Below are 25,247 nucleotides of genomic sequence, written 5' to 3' on the forward strand. Positions count from 1 at the left end.
CACAGACGCATAGACCGGGAACCGCTAAACAAGTTCCCTAAAGTTAATTTCACCAAAGGTCAATGCTGGCACACGAAATATTTCAAAATATTACCGAGGAGCGAGCTCTCGCAAATGGCGGGCTACCGCAATCCACGCACCGATATACCCCAACAACAAGGCGCCTAGCAAGAGCGACAGACCATCGGACGACGGAACACCGGCCAAGGCAAAATCACTGCCATACAGCCCGGAAAGCCCTACCACGGCGTCATTCAGCCAATCCAGGCCGAAAGCCAGCACGCCCCAGGCAAAAACGCCGCCGCCCAAGCCATAAATCGCCCCCATGTAGAGAAACGGCCTACGCACGTAGGCGTCTGTGCCGCCCACCAACTTGATGACCTCGATTTCCGTGCGGCGGTTCTCGATGTGCAGACGAATGGTATTGCCCACCACCAGCAGCAGCGCCGACACCAGCAGCACGGTCAGGCCGAAGACGAAGCGGTCGCCCAGCTTGAGGATGGCCGCCAGGCGCTCCACCCACACAAGGTCAAGCTGCGCCTGTTGCACCTTGGGCAGGTCGGCGAGTTGCGAGCGCAGGGCCTCGAGCGCGGCCTTGTCGATTTCCAGCGGAGTCACCACCACTACGCCCGGCAGCGGGTTGTCGGGCAGTTCCTTGAGCGCCTCGCCCAGGCCCGACTGCTGCTGGAACTCGGTGAGGGCCTTGTCCTTGCTGATGAACTCGGCATCGGCCACGCCGTTCAGGCCCTTGATCTGGGTGACCAGGGCGTCGCCGTCGCGGTTGCTGGCGTTCATGTCCAGGTACAGGGAGATCTGCGCCGCACGCTGCCACGAGCCGCCCAGGCGCTCGACGTTCTTGAGCAGCAGCGACAGGCCCATGGGCAGGCTAAGGGCCACGGCCATTACCAGGCAGGTGAAGAAGCTGCCGATAGGCTGCTTGCCCAGGCGCTTGAGGCTGTCCTTGAGGCTGGCGCGGTGGCTTTCCACCCACGCCTTGAACAGGGTGGCGAAGTCCGGGCCGTCGTCTTCCTGCTGCTTCTGCTGCTTCGACGGTGGCGGCTCGGCGGCCTTGGGGGCTACGCGGTCGGTGACCTTGGGGCTGCGGGTGGAGCTCATTCTGCTGCCTCCCCGTCGCCGATCAGGCGGCCGCGCTGCAGGGTCAGCATGCGGTGGCGCATGCGCGCGATCAGCGCCAGGTCGTGGCTGGCGATCAGCACGCTGGTGCCCAGCCGGTTGATGTCTTCGAATACACCCATGATTTCCGCTGCCAGCCGTGGGTCGAGGTTACCGGTGGGTTCGTCCGCCAGCAGCAAGGCCGGGCGGTGAACGATGGCCCGGGCGATACCGACGCGCTGTTGCTGGCCGGTGGACAGGTCGCCCGGGTAGAGCTCGCCCTTGTCGGACAGCGACACGCGTTCGAGCGCCGAGTCCACGCGCTTGGCGATCTCGGGCTTGGACAGCCCGAGGATCTGCAGCGGCAGGGCAATGTTGTTGAACACCGTGCGGTCGAACAGCAACTGGTGGTTCTGGAACACCACGCCGATCTGGCGGCGCAGGAACGGGATCTGCGAGTTGCTGATCTGGCCCAGATCCTGGCCGGCCAGCAGCAGCTTGCCGGAGGTGGGCCGTTCCATCGCCAGCAGCAGGCGCAACAGGGTACTTTTACCGGCACCGGAGTGCCCGGTTACAAACAGAAACTCGCCGCGACGCACTCGAAAGCTCAGCTCATGCAAGCCGACGTGCCCGTTCGGATAGCGCTTACCGACCTGTTCGAAACGAATCATGAACGCTCCCGCTCGGCAAACAGTGCCTGGACAAAGGGTTCTGCTTCAAAGGTACGCAGGTCGTCGATGCCTTCGCCCACGCCGATGTAGCGGATAGGCAGGCCGAACTGCTTGGCCAGGGCGAAGATCACGCCGCCCTTGGCGGTACCGTCGAGCTTGGTCAGGGCCAGGCCGGTCAGGGCCACGGTGTTGTTGAACTGCTTGGCCTGGTTGATGGCGTTCTGCCCGGTGCCGGCGTCCAGCACCAGCAGCACTTCGTGCGGCGCGTCGGCGTCGAGCTTGCCGATGACCCGGCGCACCTTCTTCAGCTCTTCCATCAGGTTGTCTTTGGTGTGCAGGCGGCCGGCGGTGTCGGCGATTAGCACGTCGATGCCACGGGCCTTGGCGGCTTGCACGGCGTCGAAGATCACCGAGGCCGAGTCGGCGCCAGTGTGCTGGGCGATGACCGGGATCTTGTTGCGCTCGCCCCACACTTGCAACTGCTCGACGGCAGCGGCACGGAAGGTGTCACCGGCGGCCAGCATGACCTTCTTGCCTTCCAGCTGCAGCTTCTTGGCCAGCTTGCCGATGGTGGTGGTCTTGCCGGCGCCGTTGACGCCCACCACCAGGATCACGAACGGCTTGTTCTGCGACTCGATCTTCAGCGGCTGCTCCACCGGGCGCAGCAGGTCGGTCAGCTCGCCCTGCAGCGACTTGTACAGCGCATCGCTGTCGGCCAGCTGCTTGCGCGCCACCTTCTGGGTCAGGCTCTGGACGATCACCGAGGTGGCCTCGACGCCGACGTCGGCGGTCAGCAGGCGGGTCTCGATCTCTTCCAGCAGGTCGTCGTCGATGACCTTCTTGCCCATGAACAGGCTGGCCATGCCCTCGCCCAGGCTGGCGCTGGTCTTGGCCAGGCCCTGCTTGAGGCGGGCGAAGAAGCCGACCTTGGCGGCTTCGGTCTGGGCGGCTGGCTCCGGGGCTGGCTCCGGGGCAGGTGCAAGCTGGGGCTCGACCGCGGCAACGGGGGCCGGGGCGGCAACCACGGGCTCAGGGGCAGGTGCTACCACCGGGGCAACGAAGGCAACCGGCTCTGGTTGCGGCGCTGGGGCTGGCTCTGGTTCAGGCGTTGGCGCAGGCGCAACCACCACCGGCTCAGGCACCGAAGGCGCGACTACAGGCTCGGGCGCGACCACTACCGGCTCAGGCACAAGCTCTGGCTCGATGACCGGCACAACCACCGGCGCCTCGGCGACCGGGGCGATCGGCGGCGGCGCATGGGGTTCCAGGTCCGGGACCAGGGCCACCGGCTCTTCCGGCACCGGCAACTCCAGCACCACCGGCGCAGGCGCAGGCGCGGCCACGGGTTCAGGCTGCGCCACCACGGGCGGCACAGGTGCCAGTACGGGCTCCGGCGCTACCTCGACGATGGTCTCGGGGGCGACGGTTTCAGGGGCTTTGGGCTGCTCGACCGCTTCTTGCGCAGGCTTTTTGCGCAGCCAGCCGAACAGGCCTTTCTTTTCGGGGGACTTTTTGTCGTCGTTGGAACCAAACATGGAAGACGGCTATCTCAAGGTAGCGACGCGCCAGAGCGGCGCCTCAGGAAATTCTAATAACGCAGAACAGACTGTATTTTTCCCGGCTCGTTCATGCGCAACATTTTGTAGAGAGCCCGCAGGCCATTCTCTGCAACCAGGCATGGTCGCCAGGTAACCGGATCAGTATCCTAGCACCTCCTCGCCCGTGGACGCTAAGACCAAGCGGGCAGTCCGACAGGTTAAAAAACGAATGAATGCTCTAGCCCGCCGTGCCGCCGGCCTGCTGCTCAGCTCGGTTTGTCTGCCATTTGCCGCCTTGGCCGCCGATCCCCAACCCACCACCGAGTTCACCCTCGACAACGGCCTGAAGGTCGTGGTGCGCGAAGACCATCGCGCGCCGGTGGTGGTTTCGCAGATCTGGTACAAGGTCGGCTCCAGCTACGAGACCCCGGGCCAGACCGGCCTGTCCCACGCCCTGGAACACATGATGTTCAAGGGCAGCGAGAAACTCGGCCCCGGCGAGGCCTCGCGGGTGCTGCGCGACCTGGGCGCCGAGGAGAACGCCTTCACCAGCGACGACTACACCGCCTTCTACCAGGTGCTGGCCAAGGACCGCCTGCCGGTGTCCCTGGAGCTTGAAGCCGACCGCATGGCCACCTTGAAGCTGCCGGCCGACGAGTTCAGCCGCGAGATCGAGGTGATCAAGGAAGAGCGGCGCATGCGCACCGACGACAAGCCCAGCGCCAAGGCCTTCGAGCTGTTCAAGGCCATGGCCTACCCGGCCAGCGGCTACCACACGCCGACCATCGGCTGGATGGCTGACCTCGACCGCATGAAAATCGACGAGCTGCGCGCCTGGTACAAGGCCTGGTACGTGCCCAACAACGCCACCCTGGTGGTGGTCGGCGACGTCACCCCAGACCAGGTCAAGGCCCTGGCCCAGCGCTTCTTCGGCAGCATAGCCCGGCGCGACACGCCGCCCAGCAAGCTCCCGCTGGAGCTGGCCGAGCCTGGCGAGCGGCAGCTCACCCTGCACGTCAAGACCGAGCTGCCCAGCGTGGTCTACGGCTTCAACGTGCCGGGCCTGGCCACCGCCGCCAACCCACGCGACGCCCAGGCCCTGCGGCTGATCTCGGCGCTGCTGGACGGCGGCTACAGCGCGCGCCTGTCCACCCAGCTGGAGCGCGGCGAGGAACTGGTCACCGGCGCCTCCGCCAGCTACAACCCGTTCACCCGCGGCGACAGCCTGTTCATGTTGTCGGCCACGCCCAATACCCAGAAGAAAAAGACCCTGGCCGACGTCGAGAAAGGTTTCTGGCGCCTGCTGGACCAGCTCAAGACCAAGCCGCCCACCGCCGAGGAACTCGAGCGCGTGCGCGCCCAGGTGATCGCCGGGCTGGTGTATGAGCGCGATTCCATCAGCAGCCAGGCCACCACCATTGGCCAGCTGGAAACCGTGGGCCTGTCGTGGAAGCTGATGGACACCGAACTGGATGACATCAAGAGCGTCACCCCCCAGGACATCCAGAACGCTGCCCGTACCTATTTCACCCGGTCGCGCCTGAGCGTCGCCCACGTACTGCCAGAGGAATCGGCGCATGAATAAGCGCAACTCACCCCGCCGCGCCCTGCTGGGCGTGGCGCTGCTGGCCGCGCTGGTCACCGGCCAGGCGCTGGCCGCCGAAGCCCCGGCGCCGCTGGACAACCTGCAGACCCTGAAGGAACTGGACGGCAAGGCGCCCAGCCACCGCCTGATGGACATCCAGACCTGGCGCACCGCCGCCGGCTCCAAGGTGATGTTCGTCGAAGCGCACCAGCTGCCCATGTTCGACCTGCGCCTGACCTTCGCCGCCGGCAGCAGCCAGGACCAGAAAACCCCGGGCATCGGCCTGCTGACCAACGCCATGCTCAATGAAGGCGTGGCCGGCAAGAACGTCGAGGCCATCGCCCAGGGCTTCGAAGGCTTGGGCGCGGACTTCGCCAACGGCGCCTACCGCGACATGGCCATCGCCTCGCTGCGCAGCCTCAGCGCGCCCGACAAACGCGAGCCGGCGCTGAAACTGTTCGCCGAGGTGGTGGGCAAGCCGACCTTCCCTGCCGACTCCATGGCCCGCATCAAGAACCAGCTGCTGGCCAGCTTCCAGTACCAGAAGCAGAGCCCCGGCAAGCTGGCGGGCAACGAGCTGTTCAGCCGCCTGTACGGCGACCATCCGTACGCGCACCCCAGCGACGGTGACGCCAAGTCCATAAATGCCATCAACGCCCAGCAGCTGCGCGCCTTCCACAACCGCGCCTACGCGGCTGGCAACACGGTGATCGCCCTGGTCGGCGACCTGTCGCGGGAGGAAGCGGAAAAAATCGCCGAGCAGGTCTCGTCGGCACTGCCCAAGGGCCCAGCCCTGGCGCTGATGCCCGAACCCCAGGCGCCCAAGCCCGGCCTTACCCACCTCGAATTCCCCTCCAAGCAGACCACCATGCTGCTGGCCGAGCTGGGCATCACCCGCGACGACCCCGACTACGCGGCACTGTCCATGGGCAACCAGATCCTGGGCGGCGGCACCTTCGGCACCCGCCTGATGAGTGAAGTGCGGGAAAAGCGCGGCCTGACCTACGGTATCTATTCGGGCTTCACCCCGATGCAGGCCCGCGGGCCGTTCTCCATCAGCCTGCAGACCCGCGCCGAACTCAGCGAAGGCACCCTCAAGCTGGTGCAGGACATCCTGCGTGACTACCTGAAAACCGGCCCTACCCAGCAGGAACTGGATGCCGCCAAGCGCGAGCTGGCCGGCAGCTTCCCGCTGTCCACGGCAAGCAATTCGAGCATCGTCGGGCAATTGGGGGCCATTGGCTTCTATAATCTGCCCCTGAGCTTTCTGGAAGACTTCATGCAGCAGTCCCAGGACCTGACCATCGAGCAGGTCAAGGCCGCCATGAACCGCCACCTGGACGCCGACAAGCTGGTGATTGTCACCGCTGGCCCCACCGTGGCGCAGAAACCGCTGCCACCCCCTACAGACAAACCCCAGGAACAACCCATGGGCGTTCCGGAGCATTAATGGCACATCCCCCTGCAAAACCTGTGAAACACAACGGCCAGGGCCAGCTGCGCATCATTGGCGGCCAATGGCGCAGCCGCAAGCTGAGCTTCCCCGACGGCCCGGGCCTGCGCCCCACGCCGGACCGGGTGCGTGAAACCCTGTTCAACTGGCTGGCGGCCTACGTCAACGGCGCCAAGGTGCTGGACCCGTTCTGCGGCAGCGGCGCCCTGTACCTGGAGGCCCTGTCCCGTGGCGCCAGCATGGGCCTGGCGCTGGACAGCAATGCCCAGGCCATCGCCAGCCTGCGGGCCAACCTCGACCTGCTCAACTGCGCCACCGGCCAGCTGCTGCAAAGCGACGCCCTGCGCTACCTGGAAACCCAGGCGGCCAGCGCCTTCGACCTGGTGTTCCTCGACCCGCCGTTCCACCAGAACCTGCTGCCCGCCGCCTGTGCGCTGCTGGAAACCCGTGGCTGGCTGAGCGAGCACGCCTGGGTGTACACCGAAAGCGAGACGCCGCCCTCCACCCTGGAGCTGCCGGGCAACTGGCGCCTGCACCGCGAGAAGAAGGCCGGCCAGGTCTACTACGCCCTGTGGCAGCGCGGCTGATACTGCCTTTCGCAACCGCGTAGCCGCTGCCGCAGGCAGCGGCTACATATATGTACCCCCTCCACCCTCCCCGCTTGCAAGACCCTGCCCCTCGTCATCCATCGATCACGAGGTGCAACCGTGATGTTCCCCAAGCCACAGCCCTATGCGCTACGCGTCCTGGCCAGCAAAGCCTCCAGGCGATATTTCATGAGCACGCCACACCTTTCGATCCTCATCGTGGTGCTTGGCGTTGGCCTGGCCGTGGGCCATGCACTGGGCTCCAGCGCCCCGGGCATCAAACAATGGTCCCACGGTAGTCCGGCCACCCCTGCCGCTATCCGGCAATAAATAGGCCGATACAGGCGGCGACGATTGTGGCAACTTAGCCGGGTTACTGGAGGAAGAAACACCCGTGCACACGTCTACCGCGCAGGCTGCTGCGCCTTTCCACCCCGCCACGGGGCTGGGCAACCCGCATTTGCAAACCCTCTGGGGCCCGGTGTTGCGCCGTCAGCCCCCCCTGCAACGTGAACGCCAACGCCTGTGGCTGGCCGATGGCGACTTCATGGACCTGGACTGGCATGGCCCGCACAGCGCCGACAGCCCCCTGGTGCTGGTCCTTCACGGACTCACCGGCTCGTCGAACTCGCCCTACGTGGTCGGCCTGCAACGTGCGCTGGCGGCCCAGGGCTGGGCCAGCGTGGCGTTGAACTGGCGCGGCTGCTCGGGCGAACCCAACCTGCTGGCGCGCAGCTATCACTCGGGCAGCAGCGAGGACCTGGCGGAGGTCATCGCCCACCTGCGCAGCCGCCGGCCCATGGCGCCGCTGTTCGCCGCCGGCTATTCGCTGGGCGCCAACATCCTGCTCAAGCACCTGGGCGAAGTGGGCGCAAACAGCGAGCTGCAGGGGGCGGTAGCGGTCTCGGTGCCCTTCCGCCTGGACCAGTGCGCCGACCGCATCGCCATGGGCTTCTCCAAGGTGTACCAGGCGCACTTCATGCGCGAGATGCTGGCCTACGTGAAGGACAAGCAGCGGCGCTTCCTGCACGAAGGCAAGCACGATGGCCTGGCAACCCTGAGCAACCTGGGGCCGCTAAAGAACCTGCGCACCTTCTGGGACTTCGACGGCAAGGTCACCGCGCCGCTCAACGGCTTCACCGACGCCCACGACTACTATCGGCGCTCGTCCAGCGGCTACTACCTGGCAGCCATCGCCACGCCCACGCTGATCATCCAGGCCGCCGACGATCCCTTCGTGTTCCGCCACAGCCTGCCCCAGGCCAACGAACTGTCGCCCAGCATCACCTTCGAGCTGCACGAGCACGGCGGCCACGTGGGCTTCGTCGAGGGCAGCCTGCGCAAGCCCGCTTACTACCTGGAACGTCGCATCCCCCAATGGCTGACGGCGCTGGCATGAGCCAGGAGTCGATCCACTTCTGGCAAACGCCACGGCTGGCCGGGGTGGAGTTGTTGTCGGCGCGCTACATCGAGCAGCGCTTCGTGCCCCATGTGCACGACGGCTTCGTCATCGGCATGATCGTCAGCGGCGCCCAGCGTTATCGCTACCGTGGCGCCGACCACCTGGCGCCCAGCGGCACCCTGGTGCTGATCAACCCCGACGAGGTACACACCGGCAGCAAGGGCCACGACCAGGGCTGGCTGTACCGGGCGTTTTACCCACAGAACGCGCGCCTGGAAAGCCTGCTGCAGGAACTGGACATCAGCAGCGGCGCCACGCCGTCGTTCAGCGAGACCCTGTACCGCGACCCGGACCTGGTCAGCGGCTTCTACCGCCTGCACCAACTGCTGGAGCACAACGGCCAGGCCCTTGAGCAACAGACCTTGTGGCGGGAGATGGTACTGGCGCTGTTCGCCCGCCACGCCAAGGTGCGGGTGCCCACCAGGATCGGGCGCGAGCCCCAGGCCATCGCCCGGGCCAAGGACCTGCTGCTGATGCAACTGGCCGAGCCGCCTTCACTGGAAGCGCTGGCTGCCGCAGTGCACCTGTCGCCCTTCCATTTCGCCCGCTGCTTCCGCAAGGCTACCGGCCTGCCGCCCCACGCCTGGCTGATGCAGCAACGCATCGCCCGCGCCCGCGCGCTGCTGCGCGAGGGCTGCCTGCCGCTGGCGGTGGCCACGCAGCTGGGGTTTGCCGACCAGAGCCACCTGAGCCGGCAATTCAAGAAGGTCTACGGCGTGGGGCCGCGGGCCTATCGCGACGCCGGGGCTCAGTCGCCCTTGGCCAGCGGCCGCTGAGCGTCGGTGATCCACTCGCTCCACGAACCGGCGTACAACGGCGCCAGGGGGTAGCCGGCCAGGCACAAGGCGAACAGGTTATGGCAGGCAGTCACGCCCGAGCCGCAGTACGCCACCAGCGACTCCACGGGGCGCGCGCCCAGCTTCTCGGCGAAGCGCTGCTTGAGCGTGTCCGCCGGCAGGAAGCGGCCATCGGGCCCCAGGTTGTCGGTGAAGGCCGCGCACTGCGCGCCCGGAATATGCCCGGCCACCGGGTCGATGGGCTCCACTTCGCCACGAAAACGCGGCAACGCGCGGGCATCGAGCAGGGTCAGTTCGGGCTGGCCCAGGCGCTCCTGCAGTTGCCGGGCGGTCACCACCAAGTGTGCATCGGGCTTGCCATGCAGGTGCCCCGGCGTGGTGTGCGGGGCATCCAGGCTCAGCGGCAGGCCAGCGGCGTGCCAGGCCTTCAGGCCACCGTCGAGAATGGCCACGCCACTGCGTTTGCCCAGCCAGGCCAGCAGCCACCAGGCACGCGCGGCGAAGGCGCCGGGGCCGTCGTCATACAGCACCACCTCGCTGTCGGCATTGATGCCCCACTGTTGCAGGCGCTCCAGCAGGCGGCCCGGCTCCGGCAGCGGGTGGCGCCCGGTCACGCCCTTGACCACGCGGCCGCTCAGGTCACGCTCGAGGTCGGCGAAGTGCGCCCCGGCGATATGCCCCTCGGCGTAGCTGCGCTGGCCGTAGTCCGGGTCTTCCAGTGCAAAACGACAGTCCAGCACCACCAGCCCCGGTTGCTCGAGGCGAGCAGCCAATTGCTGGGGGGTGATCAATTGCGCGATGGGCATGGCAGCCTCCCTGGGATATGAACAGTTAACGGTTAGTCCGACGGTTCCAGCGCCTGGTTCAGCGACACGTGGAACTCCTGGAACAGGCTGTCGACCGCCGCGCGGTAATCGGCGGTGACGTAGCCCCACTCCAGCATCAATACTTGATAGACACCACGCTTGATCGCTTCTTCGCTCATGCGCGCGGAGTTTTCCCGCGTGGTGCTGAGAAAACGCCCCCACGAACTGAGGATGATCCAGGCATTGAGGGTCACCACCTCGATCTGGGTGGGGTTCATGTCCAGGATCCCGGCCTCGACGAAGCCCTTGTAGATCAGCTGCGCCTGCACCATGCAACGCTGGGAGAAGCGCCGGTAGCGCTCGGCCAGTTCGGCGTCGCTGTCCAGCAGGTGCTCCAGGTCGCGGTGCAGGAAGCGGTAGTTCCACATGGCCGACAGCACCGCACGCAGGTAGTAGCGCTTGTCTTCCACCGTGGGCAGGCGCCCGGCCGGCGGGCGCAGGAAACCGTCCACCAGCGCCTGATACTGGTCGAACAGCTCGCTGATGATTTCCTGCTTGTTGGCGAAGTGGTAGTACAGGTTGCCGGGCGATATCTCCATGTGCGCGGCGATGTGGTTGGTACTGACACTGCGCTCGCCCTGCTGGTTGAATAGCTCCAGGCTGTGCTGGACGATACGGTCACGGGTCTTGGGGCGGGCAGCCATGTGCGATTCCCTGGCCATGGTCTTGAATGAATGATCACAGTGTACACGTAGCGAGCCGCGCCGCCGCCTTCGAATGGCACCACCCGTAGCAGCGGCCACAAGGCCGCGTCATTCCCCCGCCGAATGTTCAGGCACGAATAACGCCGTTAGAGTATAAGCTCTACAAAGTACAATAATTAACCAGAGAGCCCACGCCATGTCCGCGCAACTGCAAGCATCGCCAGACGCCCTGGCCCTGCTGGAGCCCCTGTTCAAGGCCCAGCGCCAGGCCTTCGCCGCCAACCCCATGCCGCCTGCCGCCCAGCGCCGGCAATGGCTCAAGAGCCTGCGCGAGGTGCTGGTGGCCGAGCAGCAGGCGTTGGTCGAAGCTCTGCGCCAGGACTTCGGCAACCGCAGCGCCGACGAGACCCTGCTGGCCGAGCTGATGCCCAGCCTGCAAGGCATCCACTATGCCAGCCGCCACCTCAAGGGCTGGATGAAAGCCTCGCGGCGCAAGGTCGGGGTGGCTTTCCAGCCGGCGTCGGCCAAGGTCGCCTACCAGCCCCTGGGCGTAGTCGGGGTGATCGTGCCGTGGAACTACCCGCTGTTCCTCGCCGTGGGGCCGCTGGTGGGCGCGCTGTCAGCGGGCAACCGGGTGATGCTCAAGCTCAGCGAGGCCACCCCGGCCACCGGCCTGCTGCTCAAGCGCCTGCTGGAACGGGTGTTCCCCAGCGACCTGGTGTGCGTGGTGCTGGGCGAGGCCGACGTGGGCATCGCCTTCTCACGGCTGCCGTTCGACCACCTGCTGTTCACCGGCGCCACCAGCGTCGGCCGCCAGGTGATGCGCGCCGCGGCCGACAACCTCACCCCGGTAACCCTGGAACTGGGCGGCAAGTCGCCGGCCATCGTCAGCCACGACGTGCCCCTGAAGGACGCCGCTGAGCGTATTGCCTTCGGCAAGACCCTGAACGCCGGGCAGACCTGCGTTGCCCCCGACTACGTGCTGGTGCCGGCCGAGCGCCTGGACGCTTTCGTCGACGCCTACCGCCAGGCCGTGCTGGGCTTTTATCCACAGGTGCAGGGCAACCCGGACTACACCCACATCATCAACGAGCGCCAGCTGGCGCGGCTCAACCATTACCTCGACGACGCCCGGCGCAAGGGCGCGCGGGTGGTCGAGCTGTACCCGCAAACACCGGACGCGGGGCGCTGCCTGGCGCCGCAGGTGCTGCTCAACGTCAACGATGGCATGACGGTCATGCAGGACGAAATCTTCGGCCCGCTGCTGCCCATCGTGCCCTACGGCGAGCTGGACGAGGCCCTGGCCTACGTCAACGCCCGCCCTCGCCCGCTGGCCCTGTATTACTTCGGCTACGACAAGGCCGCCCAACAGCACGTATTGGCCCACACCCATTCCGGCGGCGCCTGCCTGAACGACACCCTGTTGCACGTGGCCCAGGACGACATGCCGTTCGGTGGCATCGGCCCCTCGGGCATGGGCCACTATCACGGCCACGAGGGCTTCCTGACCTTCAGCAAGGCCAAGGGCGTGCTGGTCAAGCAGCGCTTCAACGCCGCCCGGGTGATCTACCCGCCCTACGGCAAGGGCCTGCAGAAACTGGTGTACAAGCTGTTTATTCGCTGAGGGCGCCGCCATGCACAGCCTCGACCGCCGCGCCGTGCTCAAGCTGGGCCTGGGCGCGAGCGCTTTTCTCGCCGTGGCTGGCCTGGGCGCCAGCCTCAGCGGCTGCAGCCAGGCCACGCCGGCCAACGGCTTCGCGGTGCTGCGCGACAGCGACCTGGCGTTCCTGCGGGCGCTGGTGCCGGTCATGCTGGCCGGCAGCACCGACGCCATGCCGGCCGCCGTGGAACAGACGCTGCAAGGCCTGGACAGCAGCCTCGACCACCTGTCCGCGCCCATGTTCAAGCTCACCCAGCAACTGTTCGACGTACTCACCCTGCCCGTTACCCGCGGGCCGCTGACCGGGGTGTGGGGCAGCTGGCAGCAGGCCAGCCCCGAGCAGATCGAGGCGTTCCTGCAACGTTGGCAAGGCAGCAGCCTGAACCTGCTGCGCCAGGGGCATGCGTCCTTGCTGCAACTGGTGCTGATGGCCTGGTACGGCCGCCCGCAGGCCTGGGCCCACTGCGGCTACCCAGGGCCACCCACCGTCTGAAAAACAACAATAAGAGAGCCTGTGATGCCTGTACCCGATCTGTTCCGCGACGGCATGGCCCGCGGCTGGAAAACCCATGACGGCTCACGCCTGCAGCAGGACCTGACGCTTGAAGCCGACGTGGTCATCATCGGCAGCGGTGCCGGTGGCGGCACCGCTGCCGAGATCCTCAGCGACGCCGGGCTCAAGGTGCTCATCGTCGAGGAGGGCCCGCTCAAGACCAGCAGCGACTTCAAAATGATCGAGCCCCAGGCCTACGCCAGCCTCTACCAGGAAGGCATCGGCCGCATGAGCAAGGACGGCGCCATCACCATCCTCCAAGGCCGCGCGGTGGGCGGCACTACCCTGGTGAACTGGACGTCGAGCTTTCGCACGCCACCCCAGACCCTGGCGCACTGGGCCAGCGAGCACGGGGTGAAGGGCCATGGCGTGGATGACATGGCGCCCTGGTTCGAGCGCATGGAACAACGCCTGGGCGTGGCGCCCTGGCTGATCCCGCCCAACGCCAACAACGAGGTCATCAGCCGCGGCTGCGAAGCCCTGGGCTACAGCTGGAAAGTCATCCCGCGCAACGTGCGCGGCTGCTGGAACCTGGGCTATTGCGGCATGGGTTGCCCCACCAACGCCAAGCAGTCGATGCTGGTAACAACCATCCCGGCCGCCCTCGACAAGGGTGCCGAGCTGCTCTACCTGACCCGCGCCCAGCGCCTGCTGATCGACGGCACGCGGGTAACCGGCCTGCAATGCCTGGCCATGGATGAGCGCTGCGTGGCGCCCACCGGCACGACCATCACCCTCAAGGCCCGTCACTACCTGCTGGCCGGCGGCGGCATCAACAGCCCGGCCCTGCTGCTGCGCTCCAAGGCCCCCGACCCTCACGACCGGCTGGGCAAGCGCACCTTCCTGCACCTGGTGAATTTCTCCACCGGGCTGTTCGAACAGGTGATCAACCCGTTCTACGGCGCGCCCCAGTCGATCTATTCCGACCATTTCCAGTGGCTCGACGGCACCACCGGGCCCATGGCCTACAAGCTCGAAGTGCCGCCCCTGCAACCGGCCCTGGCCAGCACCCTGCTGGGCGGCTTCGGTGAGGAAAACGCCGCGCGCATGGCGCAGCTGCCCCACACCCACATGATGCTGGCGCTGCTGCGCGACGGCTTCCACCCCGACAGCCAGGGCGGCAGCGTGGAGCTGCGCGACGATGGCTCGCCGGTGCTCGACTACCGGGTTTCCGACTACGCCTGGGACGGCGTGCGCCGGGCCTTCCTGAGCATGGCCGAGATCCAGTTCGCCGCCGGCGCGCAAAGCGTGCTGCCGCTGCACAACGACGCCCGCCCGGCGAAAACCCTCGACCAGGCCCGCCAGATGATCGCCGGGTTGCCCCTGGAGCTGTTCCGCACCCGCCTGGGCAGCGCCCACGTCATGGGCGGCTGCGCCATGGGCGAAGATCCGGGCCGCGCGGTCACTGACAGCCTGGGCCGGCACCACCAGCTGGAGAACCTGTCGATCCACGACGGCTCGCTGTTCCCCACCAGCATTGGCGCCAACCCGCAGCTGTCGGTGTACGGCCTCAGCGCGCAATTGAGCACCCTGCTGGCCCAGCGCCTGAAGCCAGAGCCCCCGTAGCAGCTGCCGCAGGCTGCGTCCAGGTTCACCGCGGTGTGCCGAAAAAAGCGCGGCGCCTTGGACGCGGCCTGCGGCCGCTGCTACAGAAACCGCGGTAGACGCGGCGCCCCCGTAGCAGCTGCCGCAGGCTGCGTCCGGATTCACCGCGGTGTGCCGGTAAAAGCACAGTGCTTTGGACGCGGCCTGCGGCCGCTGCTACAGAAACCGCGGTAGAAGCCGGCCCTGGCCGGGCGCCGCCACAGCGCCTGCGGCAGCAAACGAGGACAGATTTCCAGCTAGCAATCAGCGAACGGCAAACCTGTCTATAGTCCGATATACCCTGCACGCCGACTTGGCCGGCCGGGAATGCTGCGATACCATCCCAGTCCCCAACGGATTCCCGCCAGGACGACGCGATGAACCGAGTGTTGTACCCAGGTACCTTCGACCCCATCACCAAGGGTCACGGCGATCTGGTCGAACGCGCCTCGCGCCTGTTCGACCACGTGGTCATAGCCGTGGCCGCGAGCCCCAAGAAAAACCCGCTGTTCCCCCTGGAACAACGGGTCGAGCTGGCGCGCGAGGTCACCAAGCATCTGCCCAACGTCGAGGTGGTCGGCTTCTCTACCCTGCTGGCGCACTTCGCCAAGGAGCAGGGTGCCAACGTGTTCCTGCGCGGCCTGCGTGCGGTCTCGGACTTCGAGTACGAGTTCCAGCTGGCCAACATGAACCGCCAGCTGGCGCCCGACGTCGAGAGCCTGTTCCTTACCCCGTCGGAGCGTTATTCGTTCATTTCCTCGACCCTGGTCCGGGAAATAGCGGCATTGGGCGGCGATATCACCAAGTTCGTGCACCCGGCCGTGGCCGAGGCGCTGACCCTGCGCTTCAAGAAATAGCCAGTGCCGGCCGCCTTGCATAAGCGTGCACTGCGCGCGCTTATGCGGCACAATTGCGCACATTAGTGTTCATATGCCCGGGCCAAGGCCCCGGCCGGAGTACCCATGTCCCTGATCATCACCGACGATTGCATCAACTGCGACGTCTGCGAACCCGAGTGCCCGAACGCGGCGATTTCCCAAGGCGAGGAGATCTACGTGATCGACCCGAACCTGTGCACCCAGTGCGTCGGCCACTACGACGAACCGCAGTGCCAGCAGGTGTGTCCGGTCGACTGCATCCCCCTGGATGAAGCCCACCCGGAAACAGAAGAACAGTTGATGGAGAAATACCGCAAGATCACCGGCAAAGCCTGATCTTGCCGCTCAAGGAGGAGCCGCCCATGCCGAACACCCGCTCACTGCTGTTCGGCGCGTTGCTGCTGTGCTGCTCCGCCCTGGCCCACGCCCAGCCGCTGCCGGCTGCGGCGGCCATCGCCAGCCCTCACCCGCAGGCTACCGCCGCCGGGCAGAAGATTCTCGCCGAGGGCGGCAACGCCTTCGATGCCGCCATTGCCATCAGTGCCGCCCTGGCGGTAGTGGAGCCCTACGCCTCCGGGCTGGGCGGTGGCGGCTACTTCCTGCTGCGCCAGGCCGGCAGCCCGGCCGCCTATCGCTTCCTGGATGCCCGGGAGAAAGCACCGCTCGCGGCCCGCGCCGACATGTACCTGCGCGACGGCAAGGAACAACCGGGGCTGTCCACCACCGGCGCACTGGCCAGCGGCATCCCCGGCCTGCCCGCGGCACTGGCGGAACTGGCCGCGCATTACGGCAAGCTACCGCTGAAGGACTCCCTGGCGCCGGCCATCCGCCTGGCCAACAAGGGCTTTGCCGTGGACCGCGTGTACCGCGCCTGGGCCACCGCGCGCCTGGCGGCCATGCGCGACGATCCGGAAACCGCGCGCCTGTTCCTGCGCGACGGCGAGGTACCGGCCGTCGGTGAAGTGCTGCGCCAGCCCGAGCTGGGGCAAACCCTCACCCGCATCGCCGAACAGGGCCGCGATGGCTACTACGCCGGCGCCACCGCCCAGGCGCTGGTCAAGGCGGTGCAGGCGGGCGGCGGCATCTGGACCCTGAAGGACCTGGCCGACTACCAGGTGGCCAGCCGCGCGCCGCTGCGCTTTGCCCTGGCCGACCAGCGCGAGCTGATCAGCGCCCCACCGCCCTCGGCCGGTGGCATCGCCCTGGCCCAGTCCCTGGCCATCCTGCAGCAGGTGCCGTGGCGCCAGGCCGAGCCAGTGCAGCGCGTGCATTACGTGGTGGAAGCCCTGCGCCGCGCCTACCGTGACCGCAGCCAGCTGGGCGACCCGGATTTCGTCAACAACCCGACCCAGGCGCTGCTGGCCCCTGCCTACCTGAAAAGCCTGGGCGCCAGCATCGCCCCGCAGCAAGCCACGCCCAGCGCCGACCTGCCGCCCGCCCCGGCCTGGCGCGAGGGCGAGCACACCACCCATTTTGCCGTGCTCGACAACCAGGGCAACGCCGTAGCCGCCACGCTGTCGGTGAACCTGCCGTTCGGCGCCGCCTTCACCGCCGCCGGCACTGGCGTGGTGCTCAACGACGAGATGGACGACTTCGCCGCCGACCCCCACGGCAGCAACGCCTACGGGCTGGCCGGCAGCCAGGCCAACGCCGTGGCGCCGGGCAAGCGCCCGCTGTCGAGCATGAGCCCCAGCTTCATCGAAAGCCCGACGGATTTTGCCGCCTTTGGCACGCCGGGCGGCAGTCGTATCCCGAGCATGGTGCTGCTGGCGATGCTGCAGTACCTGGATGGCCAGCCGGTGCCAACCTGGCCAGCCGTGCCGCGCTACCATCACCAGTACCTGCCGGACGTGGTGGAGTACGAGCCGGGTGCGTTCACCGCTGCCCAACTGGCCGAGCTGCAGGGCCGCGGCTACAGCCTCAAGCAGGCCGGCCGCGCCTACGGCAACCAGCAGGTGCTGCTGTGGCATAAGGATAATGGCAAGGTGGAAGCCGCCAGCGACCCGCGCGGCGTGGGTGTTTCCGAGGTGATGCCGGCCAACCCGTGACCGGCGCGGCGGTTACTGGCGCTTGCCGTAGCCGTCGCCGGTGCAGCCCAGGCACCGCACGAACGCCGCCTTGCCGGGGTCAACCACCAGCGCCTTGCCGGCGTCCTTGACGTTGCCGCCCAGGGCGGTGAACGGCAGTGACACCACGAACACCGCCGCACCGATGGCCGTGGCCGCAATCAGCAAGGGCCGGGCAATGACCAGGTCGGCGATCATCGAAAAAGCGGGCGGGCTCTGCACCTGGTACACCGGGTCGCCGCTGCCACTGCTTTCCTGCAGTTCGTCGGCCAGGCTGGGCAAGGCCTGCAGGCCCAGGCACAGCATCAGTACGAGGGACAGGGTACGGAAGCAATTCATGGCACAGTCCTTTTGCGGGCGTTTGCGGCTACTTGATTCTTCACTATATCAGCGTCTGCCGGGTTGTCAGGCCCGGCGCGTAACCGCTTACTTCTGGCAGCGCGGGCAGTACACGCTGGCGCGCTGGCCCAGCTTCACCTCGCGCAGGGTGCTGCCGCACACCTTGCACATCTCGCCGCCGCGCCCGTAGACGAACAGCTCCTGCTGGAAGTAGCCCGGCTGGCCGTCGCCGCCGATGAAATCGCGCAAGGTGGTGCCGCCGCGCTCGATGGCCATGGCCAGGATGCGCTTGATCTCGATGGCCAGCTTCAGGTAGCGCGCCCGGGAAATGCCACCCGCCTCGCGGCGCGGGTCGATACCAGCGGCGAACAGCGCTTCGGTGGCGTAGATGTTGCCCACCCCCACCACCACGGCGTTGTCCATGATGAACGGCTTCACCGCCATGCTTTTGCCGCGCGACAGCTGGAACAGCCGCTCGCCGTCGAACAGCGCGGTCAGCGGCTCCGGCCCCAGGCGCACCAGCAACTCGTGGTTGAGCGGGTCCAGACTCCAGAGCATGGCGCCGAAGCGCCGCGGGTCGGTGTAGCGCAGCGCCAGGCCCGACTCCAGCTCGATGTCCACGTGCTCATGCTTGAGCGCCGGCAGCCCCACTTCCACCAGGCGCAGGTTGCCGGACATGCCCAGGTGGCTGATCAACGTGCCGACCTCGGCGTTGATCAGCAGGTATTTGGCCCGCCGCTCGACGCCGATGATCTTCTGCCCCGACAACCGCGTGTCCAGATCTTCGGGGATCGGCCAGCGCAGGCGGCGATCGCGCACGATCACACGGCTCACGCGCTGCCCCTCAAGGTGGGGCGCGATGCCCCGGCGGGTCGTTTCGACTTCAGGCAATTCAGGCATGGAAGGCTCGTTGCAGAGCGGCGGGAAGCGTCAGCGCGCGCCCAGCTCGCGGATGGATTCCTTCAGGTTCTCGAAGTCGTAGTCCGACAGGCCGACGTAATCGAGCACCAGATGGCTGATGGTGTTCCACTCGTGGTCTTCGTTCTGGTTGCCCAGCACCCGGTGCGACGAGCAGATGTGTTCGGCCATCTTCAGGATCGCCAGCAGGTTTTTCAACTGGCTGTTCTGGTTGGAGTCATCGCTGAAGATCGCCAGGGCATTGTGATGGTTGGCGATGGCATTGCCCAGGTGCTCGGGCAGGCGCCAGGACTTGGCGGTGTAGTAGCCCACCACCGAGTGGTTGGTGTTGTAGGCCTGGTTTTCGGTGTCCACCACGCGCAGCCCGGGGCCGGCGTTGGCGTAGGCGCGCTCCAGGGTGCTCATGTAGTCGGGGAAACGCTTGAGCATCAGCGGGATGCCGCAGTCGTGGAACAGGCCCAGGGCATAGGCCTCGTCCACCGCCTGGGAGCCGATGCGCTTGGCCAGCGTCAGGCAGGTCATGGCCACGTCCTGGGCGGTGTCCCAGAAACGGTTGAGGGTGACGATGGTTTCGTCGCTCATCTCGCCCTTGATCGACTGGGCGTTGATCAGGTTGATGATGGAGCGGCTGCCCAGCAGGTTCACCGCGCGCTGGATGGAGGCGATCTTGTTCGACAGGCCGTAGTACGGCGAGTTGACGATTTTCAGCAGCGCCCCCGACAGGCCCGGGTCCTGCGCTATCAGACGAGCGATCACTTCCAGGTCCGGGTCGGGCATGTACTGCTCCATCTGCAGGTCTACCATGATCTGCGGTTGAGGCGGCACGCTGATCCCCTGCAAGGCCTGCTGGATCTGTTCTTCTGAAAGCTCTTGGGACATAAGTACACACTCTGGACTGAGGCGCGATTTTAACCCCTGCGAGGGGCGACGGCACAACCGCTAGCGATATGATTCATGACAAGTGGCCACTACCTTTCACGTATCAAAACCGATACCCCGTGAAAATCACTGTCCTTGTGGGAGCTGGCTTGCCAGCGAGCTTTTCGGACCTCAACAGCTCGCTGGCAAGCCAGCTCCCACAGAGCGACGCAGAAGCTATTCGTCAAGCCGGCAAGCCTGCCATTTGCGTTCACGCTATACTCCCGCTCTTTTTTCCCCGGAGCGACTTCATGTCCCTGCCCAGCCTTCGCCTCAAAGCCAATGCCGACCGCCGCCTGCGCGCCGGTCACCTGTGGGTCTACAGCAACGAGATCGACGTAGCCGCCACGCCCCTGCATGGTTTCAAGGCCGGCGACCAGGCCGTGCTCGAAGCCGCCGGTGGCAAGCCGCTGGGCATCGTCGCCATGAGCCCCAACAACCTGATCTGCGCCCGCCTGCTGTCGCGCGACGCCAAGCTGCCGCTGGACAAGTCGCTGCTGGTGCACCGCCTGAACGTCTGCCTGTCGCTGCGCGAGCGCCTGTTCGACAAGCCGTTCTACCGCCTGGTGTACGGCGATTCCGACCTGCTGCCGGGCCTGGTTGTCGACCGTTTCGGCGACATTCTGGTGGTACAGCTGGCCTCGGCCACCATGGAACAGCACAAGGCCGACGTCATGGCCGCGCTGATCCAGGTCATCAAGCCCAGCGGCATCCTGTTCAAGAACGACTCGGCTGCCCGTGACGCCGAAGGCCTGGAACGCTACGTGGAAACCGCCTTCGGCGTGGTGCCGGAGTGGGTCGACCTGGAAGAAAACGGCGTGAAATTCCAGGCCCCGGTCATGGAAGGCCAGAAGACCGGCTGGTTCTACGACCACCGCATGAACCGCGCCCGCCTGGCCCCGTACGTCAAGGGCAAGCGCGTGCTCGACCTGTTCAGCTACATCGGTGGCTGGGGCGTGCAGGCCGGCGCCTTCGGCGCCAGCGAAGTGTTCTGCGTCGACGCCTCGGGCTTCGCCCTGGACGGTGTTGAGCGCAACGCCGCCCTCAACGGCTTCGCCGAGAAGGTCACCTGCGTCGAAGGCGACGTGTTCGAAGCCCTGAAGCAACTGAAGGCCTCCGAAGAGCGCTTCGACGTGATCGTCGCCGACCCGCCCGCCTTCATCAAGCGCAAGAAAGACCTGAAAAACGGCGAAGGCGCCTACCGCCGCCTGAACGAACAGGCCATGCGCCTGCTCAGCAAGGACGGCATCCTGGTCAGCGCCTCGTGCTCCATGCACCTGCCTGAAGACGACCTGCAGAACATCCTGCTCACCAGCGCCCGCCACCTGGACCGCAACATCCAGCTGCTGGAGCGCGGCGGCCAGGGCCCGGACCACCCGGTACACCCGGCCATTCCGGAAACCCGCTACATCAAGAGCATTACCTGCCGGTTGCTGCCCAATAGCTGATGCCGCGTAGCCGCTGCCGCAGGCTGCGCTGGCCCTCGCATTCACTGGAGATGTCTAGCGAGGCACAGGGCTAGCGCAGCCTGCGGTAGCGGCTACGATTATTCCTACAAAAACTTGGGAAATTTCGTGATCTAGCCGCTATTGACCACGATTTGGATGCGAGTAGCCTTCGTTGTCAAAAAGGCTTGGCTCATGTCTGCTCCGCACAAACACTCCGTCATGGCACTGCTGCTGGCCATGGTTCTGCTCGCCGTCTTCCCCCTCGACGTCGTCCTGCCCTCCTTCCCCGCGCTGTCTGCTCATTTCGCCACCCCCATCCACGACATCGCCCTGTCCATCAGCGTGTTCGCCATCGGGGTTGCCGTGTCGCAGTTATTCCTCGGCCCACTGTCTGACCGGGTTGGCCGCAAGGGGCTGCTGATCCTGGGGTTGGGGATTTCCATCATCGGCGCGATTGGCTGCGCGAACGCCGACACCTTCGCCAGCTTCATAGCATTCCGCGCGGTGCAAGCCATCGGCTGCGGCTGCTTCGTACTGCTTAATGCACTGGTGCAGGATCTGTTCGAAGGCCGCGAGCGGGAACGCGCACGCATCCTGGTCACCAGCGCCAGCGGCGTGCTGATTTCACTTTCGCCCTTGGCGGGGGCGTTGCTGCAGCATCTGTTCGGCTGGCAGGCCAGCTTCCATGTGTTCACGCTGATCGCCCTGGGCGTGCTGATACAGGCCATGCGCATCCTGCCGCCCGCCCGTGGCGCCGTTCGAAAAAGCCAAACCCTGCTGGCAACCTACAGCGAATTGTTCCTCAACCCGGCTTTCATGGGCTTCTCATTGATTGCGGCGATTGCCTTTACCTGCCACTTCGCCTTCATTGCCATCTCGCCGTTGATCTTCCTCGACTACTTCCAACTGTCACAGCTCGAATTCGGCCTGACCCTGCTCGGCTACGGCGCGGCCTATGTGCTGGGCGGCCTGTTGGCCAGCCGCATGAGCCGCAGCGTCAGCCACCGCCACCAGCTGTTCACCGGGTTGTTGCTGATCGGCGCTGCAGGCCTGGCCATGCTGGTGCTGGGCCTGGCCACCGAACGCAGCGTGGCGACCGTGCTGTTGCCGATGATGATCTGCACCGCCGGCACCACCATCGCCCGCCCGGCCGCCACCTCCCGCGCCATGGAGCTGGTGCCGGCCAGCGCGGGGGCGTCGGCGTCGGTGTTGAACACGCTGGTGTTGGTGGCAGGGGGTTTAGGCAGCGCGGCGATCAGCCTGGTGGCGGCCGATTTTGAATTCATCCTGGGAGTAGTGTTTTTAGGGCTTTGCGTGGCAGGGCTCGTAGGGACCCATAGGCTGTTCAAGCCAGCATCCACTTGAATTGAGCATGCTACCGGCCCTAAAACCTCGCGCTGGACCGAGGCATTAAAGTGGCTGGGCCAGGCCACTTTCCAAAAACAAAGTGGAGGCAATCAAACATCAAAACGAGACAACAGGAGCGTGAAATCAAAACCAAAAATCTCTATCTCGCCAAACTTCAAAATAAAAATATGTAGGACTTTTCCCAAGCAACTAAAAATTGCAGCAGAGACTTTCCGCGTATTGACACCTCCATAAATCCTCCTACTATCTGCACTGTTACAACACCTGGCGATCGCTCTTGCGCAGATGCAAAAATTGTACGAGCACGAATTCGGAGACCGTATGATCTCAATCTGGTCTTGAACCAATGAGCTACAACGAACACCTCAAAAAAAACTATGCCCCCATCCTCGTCAGCCGCACAGTGCCGATCATTGGTGTAAGTCTGGTATTTTCAATCCTGGCCCGCAACGACAGCGATGGGCTGGCAATTTTTGCTTATACGCTGGCACTGTTCTCCATCATTTCGGCCATTACTTCCATGTGTCTCTCCGCCGCAGGGAACGTAATCGCGGCACCCTCTCAAGACAAGCATTCATCACAGGCAACATTCAGCGCCGGGCTGTTCCTTTCATGCACCATCGCAGCGACAGCGACCCTGCTGTCAATAGCGTTGGCCAGCATGATCTCCTGGTTTCCCGGAGCGCAGACGCTCTGCCCCTATACCATCACATACCTGGCGCTCATCTATACCGCCTGTATCCCGATGGCGGTCACCAATACGTTTCTGCATTTATTTCATGAGGGCGCGGGCAATGCTGCCGCATGTGCAAAAACGAAAACCTTCGCGACGTGCGCCGGCATCGCATTCCTTATTCCCGCCTGGATTTATGGCGAGGAGCACCTACTTGCGATCGGCATGAGCTATTTCGTGGTCATCGAACTGATCACGTTTCTGACGCTAATTATTTTTTCCAGCGCACGCGGGCTCTCCATAGCGCCCCGGTACAACGCCAGGACCACTGCCATCCTGTTCAAGCTCGGGTTGCCGGTCGCGATTGGCCTGGCTGGACAAAAGCTCTATTTCTATCTGCTCAATGAGCGCATGGCGGTGCTGGACACCAACCTGGTATCCCAGTTGTCAGTGTTCATGACCCTGTCCGGCTTGCTCTTGCTGCCTTACGTCGCATTGGGCCAGGTACACAGCCTGTACATCAGCAAGACGCTCCTTGATAGGCACCATTCATACTGGATGGGGTTGTCGTGGCTCTGCCTGATCACACTGATCTTTGCCAGTGTGGGCGTACTGCTGGGTGAATGGCTGCTGGAGTTTGTGGGAGGATCAGTGCTGGTCCCCTCAGGCACACTATTCATTACCCTTCTGCTGTTCCTTTTCAGCAACGGATTGCTCTCGCTTGCAATGGGGCACCTGCGCGGTGCAGGGGACACTTTGACCCCTCAGATAGCGGTCAATGTCATGATCTTCTCGACACTGATCCCCGTGGTCTATCTCATAACACCGCAAGTTATGGATGTGGCGTGGTACATGAATATCCAAAGCATCGCCCTGCTATGCGTGTCACTGGGGCTTGGCCTGCGGATCTGGCTGATTCAGCATTCCTCGAGCCGGCTGAAAGCCAAGGCGTAGCCGCAGCCTGCGGCAGCGGCTACGCGGGGTGGGTTTCAGAGATCCAGCACCATCGAAGCAATCCCGAAGTACACCAACACCCCCGCCGCATCGGCGATAGAGGTGATCAGCGGGCCGCTGGCCACTGCCGGGTCCATGCGCAGGCGGCTGAACATGAACGGCAGGCTCATACCGATGAGGCTGCCGATCAGCACGATGACCAGCATGCTGCTGGCAACGATCAATGAAATGTCCCAGCCGCCGCGGATGGCGCCCAGCAGGGCCACGGCCACGGCCATGGTGACGCCCAGGAACAGCGCCACGGAACATTCGCGCCACAGCAGGCGCAGCCAGTCGCGCATGACCACGTCGCCTGTCGCCAGGGCGCGCACCATCAAGGTGGCCGATTGCGCGCCGGCGTTGCCGCCGCTGTCCACCAGCAGGGGCAGGAAGAACACCAGCACGATGTTGGCAGCGATGACGTCTTCGAACGCGGCGATGCCGGCGCCGGAGAACAGGTTGCCGAACACCAGCAGCACCAGCCACAGCACACGCTTGCGGTACAGCACGCCCACCGAGGCGGTGGCGATGTTGCCCAGGTGCTTGCCGATCAGCGCGCCCTTGTGGAAGTCCTCGGTGGCCTCTTCCACCACCACGTCGATGGCGTCGTCACAGCTGACGATGCCCACCAGCGCGCCGTCGCCGTTGACGATGGGCAGGGCCAGCAGGTCGTGATGGCGGATCAGCCGCGCCACCTCTTCCTGGTCGGCATCGACCCGGGCGCTGATCACCGGGGTGATCATCAGGTCACCCACCCGCACCTGCGGCGCAGCCAGGATCAATTCGCGCAGGGACAGGGTACCCAGCAGGCAGCGCTGCTCGTCGAGTACGTAGGTCTGGTAGATGGTGTCGGCGTCGGCCGCCTCGCGGCGCAGGCTGTCGATGGCCTCGGCGGCACTGAGGTGCACGCCCACGGTGGAATAGCCGCTGGTCATCAGCGCACCGGCACTGTCTTCCGGGTAGGTGGCCAGCTTGCGCAGGTCTTCGCGCTCCAGTTGGGCACGGCTGCGTTGCGAATCGATTTCGTAGTTCAGGGTAGTCATGTGTTGCTCTCCAGTCAGCGGCGCAGGGCTGCCTGGCGAGCGGACGCGTCAGCTCACAGGCAGGCCCGCCGCCGCTGCGGTCGGGGCCAG

Annotated in this window: 24 protein-coding genes; 15 read left to right on the forward strand and 9 right to left on the reverse strand. The window is 65.5% G+C overall.

The features are described 5' to 3' along the window. Positions 1 to 90: 90 nt before the first annotated feature. The 3 genes from ftsX to ftsY are packed head-to-tail and all read right to left on the reverse strand — an operon-like array spanning position 91 to position 3,319. Positions 91 to 1,116, reverse strand: a complete 1,026-nt coding sequence (gene ftsX, locus AC0J42_RS29185; RefSeq protein WP_416427362.1) for a permease-like cell division protein FtsX — start codon at positions 1,114 to 1,116, stop codon at positions 91 to 93. Further along, the gene (gene ftsE, locus AC0J42_RS29190; RefSeq protein ID WP_416427363.1) at positions 1,113 to 1,784 is read right to left on the reverse strand and encodes a cell division ATP-binding protein FtsE; all 672 of its coding nucleotides are present in this window, start codon (positions 1,782 to 1,784) and stop codon (positions 1,113 to 1,115) included. Before ftsE ends, ftsX begins: the two co-directional genes overlap by 4 nt. Next, complete coding sequence (gene ftsY / locus AC0J42_RS29195; protein ID WP_473004776.1) at positions 1,781 to 3,319, reverse strand: signal recognition particle-docking protein FtsY; 1,539 nt, start codon at positions 3,317 to 3,319, stop codon at positions 1,781 to 1,783. Before ftsY ends, ftsE begins: the two co-directional genes overlap by 4 nt. 232 nt (positions 3,320 to 3,551) lie before the next feature. Here ftsY and AC0J42_RS29200 point away from each other — a divergent pair, with 232 nt between their 5' ends. The 6 genes from AC0J42_RS29200 (at position 3,552) to AC0J42_RS29225 (ending at position 9,185) form a co-directional block, all read left to right on the forward strand. Next, positions 3,552 to 4,907 (forward strand): M16 family metallopeptidase, encoded by a 1,356-nt coding sequence (locus AC0J42_RS29200; protein WP_473004778.1) that lies wholly within the window; start codon positions 3,552 to 3,554, stop codon positions 4,905 to 4,907. Then, entirely contained in the window at positions 4,900 to 6,357 is a 1,458-nt protein-coding gene (locus AC0J42_RS29205; RefSeq protein ID WP_473004779.1) for a M16 family metallopeptidase, read from the forward strand. The genes AC0J42_RS29200 and AC0J42_RS29205 overlap by 8 nt, the downstream gene beginning before the upstream one ends. Further along, positions 6,357 to 6,947, forward strand: coding sequence for a 16S rRNA (guanine(966)-N(2))-methyltransferase RsmD (rsmD, locus tag AC0J42_RS29210; protein WP_416427367.1), 591 nt, complete (start codon positions 6,357 to 6,359; stop codon positions 6,945 to 6,947). Before AC0J42_RS29205 ends, rsmD begins: the two co-directional genes overlap by 1 nt. Positions 6,948 to 7,136: 189 nt before the next feature. Continuing rightward, positions 7,137 to 7,277: a hypothetical protein gene (locus tag AC0J42_RS29215; RefSeq protein ID WP_416427368.1), complete on the forward strand. Its 141-nt coding sequence runs from the start codon at positions 7,137 to 7,139 to the stop codon at positions 7,275 to 7,277. 64 nt (positions 7,278 to 7,341) lie between these two features. Beyond that, the gene (locus AC0J42_RS29220; RefSeq protein WP_416427369.1) at positions 7,342 to 8,346 is read left to right on the forward strand and encodes a hydrolase; all 1,005 of its coding nucleotides are present in this window, start codon (positions 7,342 to 7,344) and stop codon (positions 8,344 to 8,346) included. Continuing rightward, complete coding sequence (locus AC0J42_RS29225) at positions 8,325 to 9,185, forward strand: helix-turn-helix domain-containing protein (RefSeq protein WP_473004780.1); 861 nt, start codon at positions 8,325 to 8,327, stop codon at positions 9,183 to 9,185. The genes AC0J42_RS29220 and AC0J42_RS29225 overlap by 22 nt, the downstream gene beginning before the upstream one ends. On the opposite strand, the gene AC0J42_RS29230 is transcribed toward AC0J42_RS29225, so the two are convergent. Next, positions 9,158 to 10,012: a sulfurtransferase gene (locus AC0J42_RS29230; RefSeq protein ID WP_473004781.1), complete on the reverse strand. Its 855-nt coding sequence runs from the start codon at positions 10,010 to 10,012 to the stop codon at positions 9,158 to 9,160. The two genes, AC0J42_RS29225 and AC0J42_RS29230, sit on opposite strands and share 28 nt — an antisense overlap. 32 nt (positions 10,013 to 10,044) lie before the next feature. Continuing rightward, positions 10,045 to 10,716: a TetR/AcrR family transcriptional regulator gene (locus AC0J42_RS29235; RefSeq protein ID WP_473004782.1), complete on the reverse strand. Its 672-nt coding sequence runs from the start codon at positions 10,714 to 10,716 to the stop codon at positions 10,045 to 10,047. Between the two features lie 196 nt (positions 10,717 to 10,912). Here AC0J42_RS29235 and AC0J42_RS29240 point away from each other — a divergent pair, with 196 nt between their 5' ends. From AC0J42_RS29240 to ggt, 6 genes are all read left to right on the forward strand, one after another. Continuing rightward, entirely contained in the window at positions 10,913 to 12,340 is a 1,428-nt protein-coding gene (locus AC0J42_RS29240; RefSeq protein ID WP_473004783.1) for a coniferyl aldehyde dehydrogenase, read from the forward strand. 10 nt (positions 12,341 to 12,350) lie between these two features. Continuing rightward, on the forward strand, positions 12,351 to 12,869 hold the full coding sequence (locus tag AC0J42_RS29245; protein WP_473004784.1) for a twin-arginine translocation pathway signal protein: 519 nt from the start codon (positions 12,351 to 12,353) through the stop codon (positions 12,867 to 12,869). Between the two features lie 24 nt (positions 12,870 to 12,893). Next, a complete protein-coding gene (locus tag AC0J42_RS29250) occupies positions 12,894 to 14,495 on the forward strand; it encodes a GMC family oxidoreductase (protein ID WP_473004785.1) in 1,602 nt (533 codons plus the stop codon). Positions 14,496 to 14,890: 395 nt separating this feature from the next. Further along, positions 14,891 to 15,370, forward strand: a complete 480-nt coding sequence (coaD, locus tag AC0J42_RS29255) for a pantetheine-phosphate adenylyltransferase (protein ID WP_416427378.1) — start codon at positions 14,891 to 14,893, stop codon at positions 15,368 to 15,370. Between the two features lie 105 nt (positions 15,371 to 15,475). Continuing rightward, positions 15,476 to 15,727, forward strand: coding sequence for a YfhL family 4Fe-4S dicluster ferredoxin (locus AC0J42_RS29260; protein WP_003195146.1), 252 nt, complete (start codon positions 15,476 to 15,478; stop codon positions 15,725 to 15,727). A 26-nt stretch (positions 15,728 to 15,753) separates the two neighbouring features. Next, positions 15,754 to 17,439 (forward strand): gamma-glutamyltransferase, encoded by a 1,686-nt coding sequence (gene ggt / locus AC0J42_RS29265; RefSeq protein ID WP_473004788.1) that lies wholly within the window; start codon positions 15,754 to 15,756, stop codon positions 17,437 to 17,439. 12 nt (positions 17,440 to 17,451) lie between these two features. Here the strand turns inward: ggt and AC0J42_RS29270 are convergent, their stop codons facing one another. The 3 genes from AC0J42_RS29270 to AC0J42_RS29280 form a co-directional block, all read right to left on the reverse strand. Beyond that, positions 17,452 to 17,796 (reverse strand): multidrug transporter, encoded by a 345-nt coding sequence (locus AC0J42_RS29270; protein WP_416427380.1) that lies wholly within the window; start codon positions 17,794 to 17,796, stop codon positions 17,452 to 17,454. Positions 17,797 to 17,883: 87 nt separating this feature from the next. Further along, positions 17,884 to 18,696, reverse strand: coding sequence for a bifunctional DNA-formamidopyrimidine glycosylase/DNA-(apurinic or apyrimidinic site) lyase (gene mutM / locus AC0J42_RS29275; protein WP_416427382.1), 813 nt, complete (start codon positions 18,694 to 18,696; stop codon positions 17,884 to 17,886). Positions 18,697 to 18,726: 30 nt separating this feature from the next. Then, complete coding sequence (locus AC0J42_RS29280; RefSeq protein WP_416427493.1) at positions 18,727 to 19,539, reverse strand: HDOD domain-containing protein; 813 nt, start codon at positions 19,537 to 19,539, stop codon at positions 18,727 to 18,729. A 344-nt stretch (positions 19,540 to 19,883) separates the two neighbouring features. On the opposite strand from AC0J42_RS29280, the gene AC0J42_RS29285 reads away from it, so the two are divergent. From AC0J42_RS29285 to AC0J42_RS29295, 3 genes are all read left to right on the forward strand, one after another. Then, positions 19,884 to 21,080 (forward strand): class I SAM-dependent rRNA methyltransferase, encoded by a 1,197-nt coding sequence (locus AC0J42_RS29285; RefSeq protein WP_008364826.1) that lies wholly within the window; start codon positions 19,884 to 19,886, stop codon positions 21,078 to 21,080. A gap of 192 nt (positions 21,081 to 21,272) precedes the next feature. Continuing rightward, positions 21,273 to 22,445 (forward strand): MFS transporter, encoded by a 1,173-nt coding sequence (locus AC0J42_RS29290; protein WP_473004791.1) that lies wholly within the window; start codon positions 21,273 to 21,275, stop codon positions 22,443 to 22,445. A gap of 349 nt (positions 22,446 to 22,794) precedes the next feature. Beyond that, positions 22,795 to 24,075: a hypothetical protein gene (locus tag AC0J42_RS29295; protein WP_473004793.1), complete on the forward strand. Its 1,281-nt coding sequence runs from the start codon at positions 22,795 to 22,797 to the stop codon at positions 24,073 to 24,075. A 35-nt stretch (positions 24,076 to 24,110) separates the two neighbouring features. On the opposite strand, the gene mgtE is transcribed toward AC0J42_RS29295, so the two are convergent. Next, complete coding sequence (gene mgtE / locus AC0J42_RS29300) at positions 24,111 to 25,157, reverse strand: magnesium transporter (protein WP_473004794.1); 1,047 nt, start codon at positions 25,155 to 25,157, stop codon at positions 24,111 to 24,113. Positions 25,158 to 25,247: the final 90 nt, after the last annotated feature.

It is taken from the genome of Pseudomonas sp. Tav-5-1A (assembly GCF_055755055.1).

Bases quoted from the DNA above. Each gene is read 5' to 3' on its own strand.
- mgtE (WP_473004794.1), bottom strand. From the start codon at position 25,157: ATGACTACCCTGAACTACGAAATCGATTCGCAACGCAGCCGTGCCCAA.
- AC0J42_RS29285 (WP_008364826.1), top strand. From the start codon at position 19,884: ATGTCCCTGCCCAGCCTTCGCCTCAAAGCCAATGCCGACCGCCGCCTG.
- AC0J42_RS29245 (WP_473004784.1), top strand. From the start codon at position 12,351: ATGCACAGCCTCGACCGCCGCGCCGTGCTCAAGCTGGGCCTGGGCGCG.
- AC0J42_RS29260 (WP_003195146.1), top strand. From the start codon at position 15,476: ATGTCCCTGATCATCACCGACGATTGCATCAACTGCGACGTCTGCGAA.
- AC0J42_RS29230 (WP_473004781.1), bottom strand. From the start codon at position 10,012: ATGCCCATCGCGCAATTGATCACCCCCCAGCAATTGGCTGCTCGCCTC.
- AC0J42_RS29290 (WP_473004791.1), top strand. From the start codon at position 21,273: ATGTCTGCTCCGCACAAACACTCCGTCATGGCACTGCTGCTGGCCATG.
- ggt (WP_473004788.1), top strand. From the start codon at position 15,754: ATGCCGAACACCCGCTCACTGCTGTTCGGCGCGTTGCTGCTGTGCTGC.
- AC0J42_RS29270 (WP_416427380.1), bottom strand. From the start codon at position 17,796: ATGAATTGCTTCCGTACCCTGTCCCTCGTACTGATGCTGTGCCTGGGC.
- ftsX (WP_416427362.1), bottom strand. From the start codon at position 1,116: ATGAGCTCCACCCGCAGCCCCAAGGTCACCGACCGCGTAGCCCCCAAG.
- AC0J42_RS29215 (WP_416427368.1), top strand. From the start codon at position 7,137: ATGAGCACGCCACACCTTTCGATCCTCATCGTGGTGCTTGGCGTTGGC.
- AC0J42_RS29200 (WP_473004778.1), top strand. From the start codon at position 3,552: ATGAATGCTCTAGCCCGCCGTGCCGCCGGCCTGCTGCTCAGCTCGGTT.
- AC0J42_RS29240 (WP_473004783.1), top strand. From the start codon at position 10,913: ATGTCCGCGCAACTGCAAGCATCGCCAGACGCCCTGGCCCTGCTGGAG.
- AC0J42_RS29235 (WP_473004782.1), bottom strand. From the start codon at position 10,716: ATGGCTGCCCGCCCCAAGACCCGTGACCGTATCGTCCAGCACAGCCTG.
- AC0J42_RS29295 (WP_473004793.1), top strand. From the start codon at position 22,795: ATGAGCTACAACGAACACCTCAAAAAAAACTATGCCCCCATCCTCGTC.
- AC0J42_RS29250 (WP_473004785.1), top strand. From the start codon at position 12,894: ATGCCTGTACCCGATCTGTTCCGCGACGGCATGGCCCGCGGCTGGAAA.
- ftsY (WP_473004776.1), bottom strand. From the start codon at position 3,319: ATGTTTGGTTCCAACGACGACAAAAAGTCCCCCGAAAAGAAAGGCCTG.
- rsmD (WP_416427367.1), top strand. From the start codon at position 6,357: ATGGCACATCCCCCTGCAAAACCTGTGAAACACAACGGCCAGGGCCAG.
- coaD (WP_416427378.1), top strand. From the start codon at position 14,891: ATGAACCGAGTGTTGTACCCAGGTACCTTCGACCCCATCACCAAGGGT.
- ftsE (WP_416427363.1), bottom strand. From the start codon at position 1,784: ATGATTCGTTTCGAACAGGTCGGTAAGCGCTATCCGAACGGGCACGTC.
- AC0J42_RS29225 (WP_473004780.1), top strand. From the start codon at position 8,325: ATGGCTGACGGCGCTGGCATGAGCCAGGAGTCGATCCACTTCTGGCAA.
- mutM (WP_416427382.1), bottom strand. From the start codon at position 18,696: ATGCCTGAATTGCCTGAAGTCGAAACGACCCGCCGGGGCATCGCGCCC.
- AC0J42_RS29205 (WP_473004779.1), top strand. From the start codon at position 4,900: ATGAATAAGCGCAACTCACCCCGCCGCGCCCTGCTGGGCGTGGCGCTG.